Source organism: Pedobacter sp. GW821-FHT01D05, assembly GCF_059422505.1.
The window spans coordinates 496,335-513,420 of the sequence record NZ_JBWKXA010000003.1 but is presented as its reverse complement, the minus strand read 5'-3'; the positions used below and the strand labels follow the sequence as shown (position 1 = coordinate 513,420).

The following is a 17,086-nucleotide window of genomic DNA, read 5'->3' as shown; positions in this document are numbered from 1 at the left end:
TACCTTCAACCTTATTTATTAGTAGCAAGTATTAAGTATCGAGTATTAAGACCTTAAGCCTTTAACCCTCTACCTTCAACCTTATTTATACTCTAAACAGATCACTAATTGAGCCGTGCTCGTTTACATTGGCAATTGCCCTTGCAAATAAACTGGCTGTGCTTAGCACCCTAATTTTCGGACTTTCCTGTTTTAATGGGATGGTGTCCGTAACGATTAACTCAGTTAATACCGAATTTTCTACCGTTTCTATTGCTTTGCCTGATAATACAGCGTGTGTACAAACCGCTCTAACACTTGCGGCACCGTTTTCCATAATCAAAGCCGCAGCTTTTGATAGGGTTCCGGCAGTATCGCAAATATCATCGATCAATACCACATCCTGTCCGGTCACATCGCCAATAATCGACATTGATTCGATTTCGTTGGCACGTTTACGGCGTTTATCGCAAATAATTACTTCAGCATTAAAAAACTTGGCAAAAGTACGTGCCCTGTACGAACCGCCCATATCTGGCGATGCGATAGTTAAGTTTTTTAAGCCTAAGCTTTTGATATAGGGTACAAAGATTACCGATCCATCTAAGTGATCAACCGGAATATCGAAGAAACCCTGTATCTGAGCAGCATGCAAATCCATCGTCATGATGCGGTGGATACCTGCTGATTTTAATAAGTTAGCCACCAATTTGGCACCGATTGCTACACGTGGTTTATCTTTTCTATCCTGACGGGCCAGACCATAATAAGGAACAACTGCTGTAATATAATGTGCCGATGCTCTTTTAGCAGCATCAACCATTAACAAAAGCTCCATTAAATTATCGCTGGGCTGATAAGTAGATTGGATTAGAAAAACATCACTACCACGGATTGACTCATCAAAAGAAGGTTGAAACTCCCCATCACTGAATTTGTGAATGGTTACGCTACCAAGTGGCTTGCCGTAATGTTCGGCAATCTTAAGTGATAATCCCTTAGAACCTGTTCCGGAAAAAAGCTTTACCGGGTTAAACTGCAATGGCATGGGTTCGTGTAGTTTACGGTTAAAAAAAATCGGATCATGTCTATTTAAAACATGATCCGACATTAAATTTTAGTTGTCCGACCTGGATTCGAACCAAGACAAACGGTACCAAAAACCGTTGTACTACCCTTATACTATCGGACAAAAACTTATCAAGGATATTCTCCTCGAAAGGGAATGCAAATGTAGGAACCTTATTTTAAATATGCAAGAGTGATTTTAAAATATTTTTAATTTCTTTCCCGCTGTTCCTGTTTGCGATGCAAAGATAAAAAAATCATCATATAGCGTGCAACATTTTCTTTTTTTATGCGACTTTTTTTACTACGAACCACTTAAATCATTTATTATCAAAGACTAAAATTAAACTATGAATTACTCAAGGATCAACACTATTGGAGGCTGGCTCTGTTTTATCGTTGCCGCGCTCACCTATATCTTAACTTTAGATCAATCTGTAAGTTTCTGGGATTGTGGCGAATTTATTTCTTCGGCTTTCCGGATGGAGGTCGTTCACCAACCGGGCGCTCCAATAGTTTCCATGATCCAAAGGTTATTTTCGGTACTCGCTTTTGGCGATAAAACCAAAGTAGCTTATTTTATGAATGTGGCTTCGGCTCTGGCAAGTGCAGGTACCATCCTCTTTTTGTTTTGGACCATTACTGCACTGGCCAGGAAAACGGTAATTAAAAAAGGCGAGGAAATCTCCAACCAAAAAATTATTGGGATTATGGGGGCAGGCTTTGTTGGGGCTTTGGCTTATGCCTTTTCTGATAGCTTTTGGTTTTCGGCTGTAGAGGCAGAGGTTTATGCCATGTCGTCGCTTTGTAGTGCTGTAGTATTTTGGGGTATATTAAAATGGGAATCGCAGGCTGACGAACCAAAATCAGACCGGTGGTTACTTTTTGTGGCTTACATTATGGGGATTTCTATTGGGGTACACATCTTAAACCTGCTTACCATCCCTGCCTTGATATTTGTTTATTATTTCAAAAAGAGCCCATCACCCAATTGGCAAAGCGTGTTAAAAGTATTTCTTATTTCAATCGCTGTATTGGCAGTGGTACAGTTTGGCATTATCCAGTACGTGGTATCTTTTGCTGCAAATTTCGATTACTTTTTTGTGAATACAATGGGCCTGGATTTTGGAACGGGCGTATTATTTTTTGCCGTTTTAGTGATTGGGGGCCTGGTTTACGGCATCCGCTATTCCATCCTCAAAAACAAAAGGGTATTAAACCTGGCCATGCTATTTACGGTTTTATTGCTATTTGGATACAGTTCTTTCGCCTTACTCATTATCAGGGCACAGGCCAAACCAAATTTAAACAATACCGATCCGGAGAATGCTTTTAATTTTCTGAGTTATGTAAACCGTTCGCAATACGGAGACAGGCCTTTGTTATATGGCGAAAATTATAATTCGGAAAAGATCGACATTAAAGAAAGCGGAAAACTTTACAGAAAAGGAGAAACAAAATATGAATCAGCAGGAACAAAGTCTGATTATGTTTTTGGTGATAAAACTTTAGCTCCACGCATGTACAGTGATAAACCCGAGCACATTAGGTTTTACAAAAGTTACATGGGTTTTGATGATGAGCATAAACCTACCTTGATGGATAACCTAAAATACATGTTCTCTTTCCAGACCGGACAAATGTACATGCGCTATTTTATGTGGAATTTTGTGGGGAGGCAGGACAATGAAGACGGGCAGTTTGGCGGGAAAGATGGCAATTGGCTTAGTGGCATCAAACCTTTGGATGCGATCAGGCTTGGCAATCAGAAAAATCTTCCGCCATCTATTGTAGAAAATAAGGCGTACAACAGGTTTTTCTTTTTGCCGCTGATTATCGGTTTAATCGGTGCAATCTGGCACTTTAAACGGAATCAAAAAGATGCAGGTATTATTGGTTTACTATTCGTTTTTACTGGTATCGCCATTGTAGTTTATCTGAACTCTGTCCCCATCGAGCCGCGTGAAAGGGATTATGCCTATGTGGGTTCTTTTTACGCTTTTGCGATCTGGATAGGTTTAGGCGTATTTGGTTTAAAGGATTTTATTTTCCAAAAATTAACGCCTACTCGGGCCAGTATTTTTGCTTCGATTATTGCCTTATTCGGTGCGCCGATTATTATGGCCAATCAGGGATGGGACGATCACGACCGTTCTGATAGCCATGTAGCCAGAGATATGTCTGTCAATTACCTAAAATCGTGTGCTCCCAATGCCATTTTGTTTACTTATGGCGATAATGACACCTATCCCGTTTGGTACGCGCAGGAAGTAGAAAACATCCGTCCGGATGTGCGTGTGGTAAACCTGAGTTTATTCACCGCCGATTGGTACATAGACGGAATGAAAAGAAAGCAAAATCAATCTGCGCCGCTTCCTTTAACGATTAAGCGCAATCAATATGTTGCGGGTACACGCGATATTATGTATTATCAGGATTATAAAATCGCCCAGCATATTGAGTTACAGGAAATTTTAGACGTGCTTCTATCCGATCATGACGAAGATAAAGTAACCATGACAGATGGTTCTAAATACAATGTGCTACCAACCAAAAACCTTAAACTGGCAGTAAGTCCGCAACAGGTTTTGGATACCGGAACCGTACCCAAAGAAGATGCAGGTAAAATTGCAAGCAGTATGGAGTGGACTTTTAATCAAAATTATGTTACGAAAGGGACATTGGCCTTGTTTGATATTTTGGCACACAATAATTGGGAACGGCCGATTTATTTTACTGGGGCAATGCCAGATGAGCAATACGTTGGGCTAAACAAATACCTCTATTTGGAAGGGTTAAACAAAAGGTTACTACCGTTAAAACCCGATACCGCAATTACACAAGATTATGACCGCGTAAACCTAAAACCGATGTATAATAATCTGATGAATGTATATGGCTTTGGCAACATCAAAAATGCCAACCATTTAGATAGGCAGTCTGCTGATGATGTAACCATGTTCTCGAATATGTTTAACGGTTTATTAACTGGCTTGATAAACGAAGGTAAAGTTACCGAAAGCAAAAAAGTGGCTAATAAATATTTTGAGGTAATTCCAGCTAAATTTTACAGTATGCGCCAGGTAATGAGCACTTATTATTTCACCGAAAACCTTTATCGTTTAAATGATTTAAACCGTGCAAATGCCATGATCAAAAAAACGGCCGATTATGTAGGCAAAGAACTCACCCACCTTGCTGATGTTTCGGAAAGCAAAAACCAGCTATCATCAGAGCAGGATGTGCGTTTCTACCTTGGCTATTTAGGACAAATGGTAAAATTAACCGAGGTTTTTAAACAGACTGGACTGAGCAAAAGCCTCGAAAAACAATACAACGATCTGATTGTAAGATTTACCCCATTTGCAGCGGGTTAAGCAAAAAACATTCTAAATCTTAACCCATAGGCAGATTTCACCTTTCTACTTATGGGTTTTTGCTTGTTCAATAAATTAAAATCGTTTATGTTAAAGGTCTTAAGCCGTTAAAAATTGTTAAATCAATCCAAAAATTTACCTGTTTTATCGACTAGAATAGTTAATTTCGGCAGCATTTTTATGTGAAAACAATTTTTAATATCATTAAATAAACCAATGAATTATTCAAAAGTTAATAATATAGTAGGCTGGATCTGCTTTTTAATTGCTACACTAACTTACGTTTTAACCTTAGAGCCTTCTGCCAGTTTTTGGGATTGCGGTGAATTTATCGCATCGGCATTTAGAATGCAGGTTGTTCACCAGCCTGGTGCGCCTTTGTTCTTAATGATCCAACGTTTCTTCTCCATTTTTGCAGCAGGAGATTTAACCAAAATCGCTTACTGGATGAATGTTGGTTCGGCTGTATCAAGCGGGGCAACTATCTTATTTTTATTTTGGACCATCACCGCATTGGCTAAAAAAACTATATTAAAAGCTGGTGAAGAGCTAACAACCGGTAAATTGATCAGCATTATGGGTGCAGGTGCCGTTGGTGCTTTGGCTTATACTTTTTCTGATAGTTTTTGGTTTTCTGCAGTAGAATCAGAAGTTTACGCACAATCATCATTATTCACAGCGATTGTATTCTGGGCTATCCTTAAATGGGAAGCACATGCCGATGAGCCACGTGCCGATCGTTGGTTATTGTTTATTGCCTATATTATGGGTTTATCAATCGGTATCCACTTGCTAAACCTATTAACCATCCCAGCACTTGCTTTTATTTATTATTTCAAAAGAACGGATAAAGCAACAACATCGGGAATTATTAAAACCCTTATTGTTGGTATTTTAATCTTAGCGGTAATCCAATATGGTATTATCCAATACCTGGTTTCGTTTGGTGCTTATTTCGATTTATTCTTTGTTAACACATTAGGTCTTGGTTTTGGAACAGGTGTTTTATTCTTCGCTATTTTATTAATCGGCGCCCTGGTTTGGGGAATCCGTTATTCTATCCAGCACCAAAAGAAATTATTAAACTTAGGTTTAATCTCTACCGTATTAATCATTTTCGGTTATGCATCATTCTCCATGATTATCATCAGGGCAAAGGCAGATCCGAATTTAAATAACAGCGCTCCGAAAGATGCTTTTTCTTTCTTAAGTTACCTAAACCGTGAGCAGTATGGAGATAGGCCATTAGGTTATGGCCCTAACTATAACTCTGAAAGAGTTGGTGTAACCGAAGGAAAAACCATTTGGAGAAAAGGAAAAGAAAAGTATGAAGTAGCGGGTAAAAAAACCGATTACGAATACAATAACAACACTTTACTGCCACGTATGTATAGCGATGATCCTAAACATGCGGCTTTTTACAAAGAATGGATGCGCTTAGACGACTCTAAAAACCCTAATCTGGTAGATAACGTTGGTTTCTTGTTCAGCTATCAGATTGGCTATATGTACATGCGTTATTTCATGTGGAATTTTGCTGGTCGCCAGAATGACGAGCAAGGCCAGGGTAGCGGGCATGAAGGTACCTGGATTAGCGGCATTAAACCAATTGACGCCATGTTGAGAGGCAATCAAAGCAATCTGCCACCATCAACCGTTGATAATAAGGCATATAACCGTTTCTTCTTTTTACCGTTAATTTTAGGTGTTATTGGCGCACTTTGGCACTTTAAACGCAACCAAAAGGACGCGGGAGTGGTAGCATTACTATTCTTTTTTACCGGTATTGCCATTGTATTATACTTAAATCAAAAACCATTAGAGCCCCGCGAAAGGGATTACGCTTATGTAGGATCGTTCTATGCCTTTGCGATATGGATCGGGCTCGGGGCACTCGCCATTAAAGAGTGGTTGTTTAAAAAACTAACGCCAACGGCCGGTGCTATTGGTGCAACAGTGATCGGTTTATTGGCTGCACCGGTAATTATGGCTGAGCAGGGATGGGATGACCATGACCGTTCTACGAAACTGGTTCCTCATGATATAGCCCTGGATTATCTACAATCCTGTGCACCAAATGCGATCTTATTTACTTATGGCGATAATGATACCTACCCACTTTGGTATATCCAGGAGGTAGAAAATGTTCGCCCTGATGTGCGCATTGTAAACTTAAGTTTATTCGATACAGATTGGTACATTAATGGTTTAAGACAAAAACAAAACGAATCGGCTCCATTACCAATTTCGATGAAACCTGAGCAATATGTACAGGGAGAAAGAGATGTAATGCCATACGATGATTACAAAATTGCAGGTAGTGTTGAGCTTAAAAACGTAGTTGATTTATTGCTATCAAACGATGAGAGCGATAAAGTACCTATGCAGGATGGATCAAAATCTAACTTCCTGCCAACTAAAAACCTTAAAATTACGGTAGATCCGCAGCAAGTGATCAGTACAGGAACAGTGCCTGCTGCTGATGCTGCAAAAATTACCACCACAATGGATTGGAAATTTAACAAAGGTTATGTTACTAAGGGAACTTTGGCCATGTTCGATATCCTGGCACATAACAACTGGAAACGCCCGATTTATTTCGCTTCTACAGTGCCTTCTGAGCAATACAATGGCCTAGATAAGTATTTATACAGCGAAGGTTTAGCGATGCGTTTATTGCCGCTTAAAGCTGATACTACAGCATCTGAGGATAGACCAGAGCAATTGAATACGCCTGTATTGTATAATAATGTGATGACTAAATTTAAGTGGGGTAATATGAAAACCGCTAAATATTTAGATCCACAGTCATCAGATGATACTTTCATTTTCACCAATCTCTTCAGTAGCTTAACCAGCAGCTTAATTAAAGAAGGTAAAACTGCTGAGGCCAAAAAAGTGGTTGATAAATATTTTGCAGTAATGCCTGATAAATTCTTCGGCATCCGTACGGTTGTTGTGAAATTTTACATGGCTGAAAACTTATATAAACTTGGAGAAACTGCCAGAGCTAATGATATTTTAGACAAATCAGGCGATTACATCAATAAAGAATTAAACTACCTGGCCGATATATCACAATCAAAAGGTTTAACCGGATCGCAGAACATTCAAACAGGATTATACTACCTAGACAGAATGATTAAAACGAGTAAAGCTGCCGGTCAGGATAAATTGAGCGATAAGCTGCAGAAAACATTCAACAGTTTAGAAGGGCGTTTATCGATGTTTTTCCCACAGCAGGGACCACAACAGTAAACCGATCTAAAAATAGCTTACAAAGCAGCTGCATTAATTTGTAGCTGCTTTTTTTGTTGACCAACAATAAATCGTCATTTCGAGCGAAGTGCAACGCAGTCGAGAAATCTATCAAGATAGATCTCTCCATTCGCTGCGCTTCAGTCGAGATGACGAGAAGTCTAGGGACGATCCGTAATAAACCTTCGGATTTATCCACAAAAAAATCCCGTTTAGCATTGCCAAACAGGATTCAAATTTATTTTAGTTAATGATTATTCGTTTACAACACCCATCGCACAGAATTTTTCAATTCTTTGTTCGATCAGTTTATCAGTTTTTAGTTTACCTAAAGCGGCTAAATCTTTAACGATGTAATCTTTTAAAGTTCGGCCCATTAACTCCGGATCCTGATGTGCACCTCCAAGTGGCTCTGGAATAATGCCATCGATTAGTTTGTTGCCAAACATATCATCAGAAGTCAATTTTAAACATTCAGCAGCTTTCTCCTTAAAATCCCAGCTTCTCCATAAAATAGATGAGCAGGATTCAGGAGAGATTACCGAGTACCAGGTATGCTCTAACATGTAAACTTTATCGCCAATACCAATACCCAAAGCACCTCCAGAGGCACCTTCGCCGACTACGATACAGATAATTGGCACGCGGAGAATAGACATTTCCAATAAGTTTCTCGCAATAGCCTCACCTTGTCCACGTTCTTCTGCCTCTAAACCAGGGTAAGCACCCATAGTATCGATAAAAGAAACAACCGGTTTATTAAATTTCTCAGCCAAACGCATTAAACGCAAGGCTTTACGGTAACCTTCAGGGTTGGCCATACCGAAATTACGGAACTGACGCTCTTTGGTATTTTTACCTTTCTGGTGACCGATAACCATTACCGTTTGACCATTTAGAGAAGCAAAACCTCCAATAATCGCTTTATCATCTTTAACGGTTCTATCGCCATGCATTTCAATAAAATCATCGCAGATCATATTAATGTAATCGAGTGTTTGCGGGCGATCGGGATGACGGCTCATCTGAACCTTGTTCCAACCTGTTAAATTCTTATATAAGTTATTGGTAGTTTCATCTAATTTACCATCAAGCTCGTCTAAAGTGGCAGACATATCTACCTTAGTTTTTTCGGCAACTTGCTTAACCTTTTCTATCTGCTGAACTAAATCGGCAATAGGTTTTTCAAAATCGAATGATGTTTTTATTTGCTGCATAATTGAACCACAAAAATAAGTAATTATTTTTAGTTTGCAGTGAACAGTTTTTTGTTTGCTTTTTTGAGGGGATAAATTGTTTCCAAAAGTTGGCAAATCAGGAGCTATGTGCAAAGAATTTGTAGTCTATAGAATCTAAAATTATGATTTGGAAAGCAATTGCATTGGCACTTTGGTTTGGTTCCGTCCTGCTCTCCCTCCTGCCACGAAGGGTGGCATCCGTACGATCAGGTTTATATTATTATGGCTTCTGCAGCCATGCCGGGTTTCCATGCCACCGCCCTAACCTACCTAGTCCTGATTGTAATGGAAAGCAAGCAAGCGAGGTATCCTGATTCACCGGGACGGACTTACAATGCAAAGCAGGACTAACGTTAATTATTGCACTGCAACTGCGCTCCAAATTTTTACAAGCATTTATACCATTTGCTAGAATTCTGTTGGTCCTGGAAAAATAATATCATTTGGGAAGCAATTACAGTGGTGCTTCGGTTAAAACAGTCCTGCCATTTGCTTTAGCCCAGATGAAAAAAATCTGGGGCTACCGCGGCTGTCAGGTTTAGATTACACCTGTTCCTACAACTATGCCAAGTTCCGATCCGCTGCCTAAAAAGAGGTTCGTGAAGACACGAACCTTGGCGAGGGGTTTACGTGCCACTGCCCTAACCTACCTAGCCCTGATTGTAATGGAAAGCACGCAAGCGAGGTATCCCGATTCACCGGGACGGACTTGCAATGCAAAGCAGGACGAACGATAATTATTGAACTGCAACTGCGCTCCAAATTTTTACAAGCATTTATTCCATTTGCTAGAATTCTTTTGGTCTTGGAAAAATAATATCATTTGGAAAGCAATTACAGTGGTGCTTCGGTTACAGTCCTGCCATTTGCTTTAGCCCAGATGAAAAAATCTGGGGCTATCGCGGCTGTCAGGTTTAGACTACACCTGTTCCTGCAACTATGCCAAGTTTCTGATCCGCTGCCTAAAAAAGAGGTTCGTGAAGATACGAACCTTGGCGAGGGGTTTACGTGCCATTGCCCTAACCTACCTAGCCCTGATTGAAGCGGAGATCCTTTTTTTGTCAGCCTGAGCGGGCTTGTACTGAGCGCAGCAGAAGTGAAGGACAAAAAAGATCGGAGCGCAAAGCAGGACGAACGTTAATTATTGCAGTGCAACTGCGCTCCAAATTTTTACAAGCAATTATACCATTTGCTAGAATTCTGTTGGTCCTGGAAAAATAATATCATTTGGAAAGCAATTACAGTGGTGCTTCGGTTAAAACAGTCCTGCCATTTGCTTTAGCCCAGATGAAAAAAATCTGGGGCTATCGCGGCTGTCAGGTTTAGATTACACCTGTTCCTACAATTATGCCAAGTTTCCGATCCGCTGCCTAAAAAGAGGTTCGTGAAGACACGAACCTTGGCGAGGGGTTTTCTCCATTTCGCTGCGCTTCAGTTGAAATGACGACCAAAAGAACTAAAACTTCGCGGCCACACCTGCTTTTGGCAAGGCTTTTTTAATAAACTCACGGATATGGTTATTTGCCGTTTTCAGATCGTCTTTACGTAAATACATCATATGCCCGCTACGATAACCTTCCCAGCTCATACGGTCTTGCAGTTTACCCGCAGCATCTAATTGCCACATGCTGTATTTCGCATTGAAATAATCGCAGGCACCATCGTAATAACCTGATTGCACCAACAAATGCAGATAGGGATTCTGTGCCATGGCCTGACGAAGGTTATCGCCAGTCTGGTCGCCAGTTTTATCCCATGGGTAAACGGAACCGAACATATTGTATTTCAAATCGGTTTTATAATTCAGCTCGTTGCGGATGTACATATTGATGGCAGGTGTAAATGAATGCAACCAAGAGGTTAGCTCTGCATTATAATCGGGTCCTTCGCCAGCACTCATTTTATCGATACCGCGATAGCGGGAATCTAATCTACCTACAGTAAAACCCTTATCTCTCAGCAGTTCTTTCCAAAAGAAATCAGTAGGTACATTGAGGTTGTAATCTAATATCACTTTTTCAGAAAGTCCGGAGTAACGGGCCATTTTTGTTGCAATGGCTTTCTTTTTATCGGCACCCAACATTCCACCCTGCGAAATAGCAGGGATTAATTCATTAATGGTAAAACTTTCAACTTCAGGAAGCATTGCTGTTAAATCTTTGCCTTGTAAATCGGCAGACAGGGCTTTATGGTACCAGGCTGTAGCTGCAAAATAGGGTAAACGCAAAGCCGCATCTACCGGGCCACTACGTTCAATACCAAGTTCTGTTGGTGAAACCAAAACCACGCCGTTTAAATACATCCATTGGCTGTTCTGCAGCTCTAAAGCCAAACCCGAAACGCGTGTGGTACCATAACTCTCGCCAATTAAAAATTTTGGAGAGGCCCAACGGTTATTTCGGGTTACAAAAGTATTGATCCACTCGGCCAGGTATTTAATATCGGCACGTACGCCAAAGAACTTATTGGTTGGAATATCTTTACTCACCGCCCTTGAATAGCCAGTATTAACCGGATCGATGTAGATAATATCGGCAACATCTAAAATAGAATATGGATTTTCTTTATAACCATAAGGCTGCACCGGATAACCTTCGTCATCAATATTCAAAACTACAGGCCCTGTATAGGCGATGTGCATCCAAACTGAAGCTGAACCCGGGCCGCCGTTAAAAGAGATTACTAAAGGGCGTTTATCGCGATTTTGCACGTCACTGCGCTCGTAATAAGTATAAAACAAACCTGCAATTGGTTTTCCATCTTCATCCCAAACGGGCAGTGTACCTGTTGTAGCCTTATATGGAACGGATTTGCCATCGATATTTACAGTGTGATTGGTTACAACAGAACTTTCGACCTTAATGGTCCTTTCATTTACTGAAGATTTAGGTTCGTCTTTAACAGTAACCTGGGTAGTGGTTACGGTTTCTTTAGATTGGCTTTTTCTTGGTCCCTGTTGTGCATATGCAAAAGCGCTTACGCTTAAAAATGTAGCAAGTATAAATCTGAATTTCATTGTTTTGGTTTGGTTTCTAAATATCAAACTATTGTAGCGTTAATCAAAAAGCGCATTAGAAATGTTACCATAAAAAAACCAGCATTGCTTTTGGCAATGCCGGTTCTGCAAAAAACTGCTGCAATAATGCAGTAGACTCCTTATTTAAGCTGGCAATTTAAATCACCACCGCTTCGGCGCTTGTATCTGAAATTTGCCAACCAATAGTCGGGTTTCCGGTAACCAATACATCTACAAAATATTCGTAATACGATCCCGCCTTATAACCTTCAAAAGCATCGGCGTAAATTGGGCCTGAGGAATGGGATACCGAGGTTAGCGGAACGTTTCCTTCTCCTGCTATGCTTACTGTAATGCTCGAATAAACCTGCCCTGTGGTATATTGAAGTGTTGCTACTGCAGCCAGGCCATTACTGGTCGTGAAATTTTTTGTAACCGTAACTACACCCCGGTGCATAACCTTTTTAGGGGAAAGGGCTACTTTTTCGGGCGTAAAACTACTAAACAGACAAACTGTAAAAGCTAAAGATGTTACGAGTAAAGCAATTGTTTTCTTCATTTTCTTTGGTTTAAATAGGTTAAATTTTAAAATATTAATTAAAAATCATTTGTGTATAGCGCCAGAAAATACAACTACAATCTTACGCAGTAGTAAAGGTGAATAACCCTTAAATTACAGGTGAGGTTACAATAGCCTGTGAATTAAATATAGTACTTTATTGAGGAGATATTTTTCCGGATCAACGCACAAACGTTTGATTAACAAGCTGATACTAAATCATAAAAATAACCAAATCAAATAACTACGCCTGTTTAATACGACAGCTTAAATCTACTTTAAGCATAAGAAAACAAAGTTTAAAACCAACACAGCACAAACGTTTGCTTAAAATATTATTCAAAATACGGGATAAAAAAAGCCGATACCGCAAGTGCAGTATCGGCTAGTAAAAACCGATTTAATCGAGACGGGTTATTGTTTATTTTTTTTTATCATTTTAAGGCCAGAATCTCTTCATCTGATAATACCTTGTTCCAAACTTGTAATTCATCTAACTTTCCTTTAAATCCACCAACTATTTGAAGTGGAAAAAACAAAGTTTCCGATTTACGTACTTTCGTTTTGTCTTTATCTGTAAATGTGATCCAGTTATCATACAATCGCTTTTCGAGTTTACCATTTATATAAAGACTGGTACCTTTGTTGGTCCCGGTTATGATCACATGTGTCCAGCTATTTTCAGGTAAAGCATATCCGAAATCGATATCATAACCCTCCCTCGAAAAGCCAAGTTTGCCGGTACCTATCTGTTTTAATTTTACAGTTGCATTAGGCGATTTGAATAACACTGCACCGTCCAGGTTGTTACTGGCAGGGTTTACCCAAAAAGAGACAGTATAATTATATCCAATTTCAGTGTACGGCAACCTGGCATAACTATCTTTTCCTGGAAACGATAAAGCATTCTTTAAATATCCTTCTGTATAAGCTGCACCAGTAGTTTTAATTTGATTGTCTTTTTTATCAAAGTTAAACCGGGTTGTAAATGGCGCATCATTTTTAGATAACTTTCCACTGATGTTTAACGATGGGCCTTCTCCTATCTTCTTGCTCAAAACGTTAAAATCGTCGAACTTTAAAGCTGTATTGCTTCCTCCCCACATCTTTTGTGCTAATACCTGCATGGCCGGGAACACCCTGTCGTGTACATCTTTTTCTGTAATTCCATTGCCTACAATATCATTCCATACCGCAAAAGAACCGCCTAATATAATCGGATCGCCAGGCTGAAACTGAACGTTTCCGATCATCGAAGGCGTCCATTTGTTGTAAAGATTTTTAATATTGAGGTAATCATAATAGTATCCTGCTGCGGGCACAATATAAAGCCATCCATCAGGCGTGCTAATTTGCTTATAGCCCAGTTTCTTCATTTCAACAGGATCTGCATAACCATTATACCAGGTATTCATTACCACGTTTTCTACTTTCACAGGAGTGGTACCTTTTGCATGTGTTAATGCTCCCCAAAGCCTAACATCTTTTCCAAAACCTTCTACATATTTAATCATGCGATCGGTAAAAGCCCGAAAAACTTCTGCATCTTTTTTAGCATATTCGTCTGTACCAATGTGAACCGCTTTACCCGTAAACACTGGTGTGCTACCAGAAATATATTCTTTAAATACATTTTCCATAACCGTATAACTAAGTGGATTATGGAGATCGAGGTGATCCATACCATACGCTTTACTGCCAATTTCGGGAACTACCTTAGTGAAGGCCAGTGCATGTGCCGGCGCATCAATCTCCGGAATAATACGAACAGCATAATTATCGGCTAACTGTTGCAGCGCCATAAATTCCTTTTTGGTATAAGAACCATCTTTTGCCGTCAGGTCTGGGTAGGTTGTATTTTCTAAACGGAAAGCCGAATAGGTATCGGCCCAACTATCATTGAAATATTTTTTAAAGCCATTGTCATTTAGGTGGATCTGAAAATCGTTCAATTTGTAGTAAGACATGAATTTCACATAATCTCTTAAAAACTGCAGGCTAAAGAACTTACGGCCAACATCGAGCACAAATCCACGTACTTTAAACGCTGGATAGTCTCTCGCAACCCCTTTTGGAATGGAATTTTTCTGTTCCAGTAACTGTAGCAAAGTTCTGGTTCCCCAGAATAATCCCTGGTATTTTACTGCACTAATGGTAATATAGTCTGCTGTATTAAAGTAGTATCCTTCTTCGCCAATACTTTTATCAGTTGCGCTTAAGGTTAAAAAAATATCGCCTTTTTTAGCCTTACCTTTCACAATTAAAAGGTTAAAACCCAACTGATCTTTCAGCTCTTGTTGTAAAATGCTGGCAGCTTGCCGCAACTGTTTTTCACTCACTGTATTTAAAACAATTCTGCTGGCTGCAGTTAGAGAGAATTCGCCCTTACCACCGTGCCATTCGCGTAAAGCAGGGATTACAAAAGGTTGTGGGTTAATACCTCCATCAGGAAATTTGCCCGGAACAACGATCTGCTTAGAAACATCGTACTTTATCGAATCGCTTACCTGACTGATCAGTTCGAAATACAAGTTGACATTTGTTGCAACCAGTGGCGTGGTAATATCGCCAGATGGATTTACAACTGGATCGCGATTACTCCCCTTGAATACCAGGGAATAACCTTTCGGGCTTTCGGGAAAAATAACTTTCTTATCGCCAGCCTTTATTTCCTTTATGTTGGGCACTGATTGAATAAGCGTGCTGTCTGTTTGACCGAATAAAAGGCCTTGAGCAACAATAACGAAACCAAGAGTAAATAGTATGCTTTTCATGTATAAATGATGAATTATTATAATTAGCGTTTAGCTTATCGGTTAAACACATTACATTTTTAACACTGAAAATGATGCGCTTATGAGTTAAAGATAAACTAAACTTCTTTATACGCTCCAGTAAGTTCCGCGCAAACGTTTGATGAAAATGCATTGAAAAACAATGGAAGAAAAAAGCCGACACTGCATCAGCAATGTCGGCTAGTAAAAAACCGGGATGATGTTAATTATTTATCCCACCAAACTTTTCCTACCAGCTTATCGCCTCCTGGAACAGCGGCCGATGCAGCTTTATAATTTACCGCATTGGTAACGCTTTCGAAAAGCGGATAAGGGAACCGGCGTGGAATGGATCCACCCGTATTGGTGTTTGGATATACAATAGGTATTAGCGCGGGTATACCTGTTCTTCTCCAGTTGGACCATGCCTCGTAAAAATCGAGCATGGTAATGGTATGTGCCCAATATTGAGTGCCGATCATATCTAAACCATTGGCCGCTACATAAGGATGTGCGGTTAAATAAGCCGCAGCATCTGCTCCGCTTACAGCCATTGACGGATCATATTGAGAAAGATAAGTCATTGCCGAGGTTACACCAGCATTGTAATGTGTAGCTGCCGAACCTCCAATACCATAGCGCTGTGCTGCTTCTGCCCAAAGTAATTCGGTTTCGGCATAGGTAAGAATAAAAGTATTGCCATCTCTTTTTAACATACCCGGGTTTGGAGATGAATAATCGGTAAAATCAGTATAAGAAGGATCCTGACGAACGTCTCTTCCTGCAATACCACTTAAATCTTTACCATTTGGCATTCCTTTTTGCACTGCTGGATTGGTTACGAAAGCAGGGTTTTGAACTTTGGCACCATCAGTTAAATACAATTTGGTTACTGCAACCTTACCTAAACGTGGATCGTTATTGATCTTTAAATAATTAATGAAGGTACTGCTCCACCTGGTATAATAATTTTCCTGGCCACCATCACCCAATAAAACCTGTGCATTTCTGTTTTGTGTTACACGGGCACCATTGCTATCATGTTTAAAGAAAGCATTATCGGCATCGCCGGTCATGGTTTTACCAACGGCTTTGTTAATGTAAGTCTGAGCCAAAGTGGCATCGGCTTTGGTTAACCTCATGGCCATGCGCAGCATTAAACTATTCCCGAAACGTTTCCATTTCGCAATGTCGCCGGCAAAAACAAGGTCGCCTGTAACTTTATCGCCACTAGCATTTAGGGCAGTGCTCGCTTCATCAACCTCTTTTAACAAATCGGTGTAAATAGCTTGTTGGGCGTCATATTTAGGATATAAATTTGCAGTATAATAGCCTCTTCCTGCATCAAAATAGGGCACATCACCATATAGATCAGTTAATCTTTCGAAAATTAAGGCTTTCCAGATCCTGCCCATTTGATAAACATTATTGTATTGTGCTTTTCCTTTGGTAAACTCTACCAAATCGGCAACATATTTAACCTGATCTGGATAGGCTTTTTCCCAATAAGCTGCTGTATAGCCTTCATTTAGCATATATTTATCTCCTGCCCAATAACTGATGACGGACGACATGCCCTGCATCATGGTAGAAGAATAAATTAAATTTCCTCTCCAGGTTTCATAGGCAAAATCGATGCTGCCTGTATAATTTAACTGAGCTGTGGATAAAAGGAAGTTTGGGTTATATTGTTCCTGACCAATAGCTGTTGGATCTGTATTAATTTTTTCAAAGTCTTTTGTACAACCAGCTATCAGGGCTAATCCAGATAATAAAAGTGGTACGTATAATTTTATGATCGTTTTCATTTTCAATTC

8 protein-coding genes are annotated in these 17,086 nt (G+C 39.8%); 2 read left to right on the top strand and 6 right to left on the bottom strand.

The genetic code is table 11. The annotated features are described in order from the left end of the window. Positions 1–85: 85 nt before the first annotated feature. Positions 86–1,027, bottom strand: coding sequence for a ribose-phosphate pyrophosphokinase (locus AC07VK_RS14350; RefSeq protein WP_029278327.1), 942 nt, complete (start codon positions 1,025–1,027; stop codon positions 86–88). A gap of 370 nt (positions 1,028–1,397) precedes the next feature. On the opposite strand from AC07VK_RS14350, the gene AC07VK_RS14345 reads away from it, so the two are divergent. Both AC07VK_RS14345 and AC07VK_RS14340 read left to right on the top strand, forming a co-directional pair. After that, complete coding sequence (locus AC07VK_RS14345; RefSeq protein ID WP_492961282.1) at positions 1,398–4,424, top strand: glycosyltransferase family 117 protein; 3,027 nt, start codon at positions 1,398–1,400, stop codon at positions 4,422–4,424. Between the two features lie 216 nt (positions 4,425–4,640). Further along, positions 4,641–7,682, top strand: coding sequence for a glycosyltransferase family 117 protein (locus tag AC07VK_RS14340; protein ID WP_492961280.1), 3,042 nt, complete (start codon positions 4,641–4,643; stop codon positions 7,680–7,682). Positions 7,683–7,936: 254 nt separating this feature from the next. Here AC07VK_RS14340 and AC07VK_RS14335 read toward each other — a convergent pair whose 3' ends face one another. The 5 genes from AC07VK_RS14335 to AC07VK_RS14315 form a co-directional block, all read right to left on the bottom strand. Continuing rightward, positions 7,937–8,899 (bottom strand): acetyl-CoA carboxylase carboxyltransferase subunit alpha, encoded by a 963-nt coding sequence (locus AC07VK_RS14335; protein ID WP_492961278.1) that lies wholly within the window; start codon positions 8,897–8,899, stop codon positions 7,937–7,939. Positions 8,900–10,376: 1,477 nt separating this feature from the next. Then, positions 10,377–11,936, bottom strand: coding sequence for a S10 family peptidase (locus AC07VK_RS14330; RefSeq protein ID WP_492961276.1), 1,560 nt, complete (start codon positions 11,934–11,936; stop codon positions 10,377–10,379). Positions 11,937–12,093: 157 nt separating this feature from the next. Then, positions 12,094–12,495 (bottom strand): hypothetical protein, encoded by a 402-nt coding sequence (locus AC07VK_RS14325; RefSeq protein WP_492952747.1) that lies wholly within the window; start codon positions 12,493–12,495, stop codon positions 12,094–12,096. 434 nt (positions 12,496–12,929) lie between these two features. Further along, on the bottom strand, positions 12,930–15,269 hold the full coding sequence (locus AC07VK_RS14320) for a glycoside hydrolase family 20 protein (RefSeq protein WP_492961274.1): 2,340 nt from the start codon (positions 15,267–15,269) through the stop codon (positions 12,930–12,932). A 227-nt stretch (positions 15,270–15,496) separates the two neighbouring features. Continuing rightward, positions 15,497–17,077, bottom strand: coding sequence for a SusD/RagB family nutrient-binding outer membrane lipoprotein (locus AC07VK_RS14315; RefSeq protein WP_492961272.1), 1,581 nt, complete (start codon positions 17,075–17,077; stop codon positions 15,497–15,499). Between the last annotated feature and the right edge of the window lie 9 nt (positions 17,078–17,086).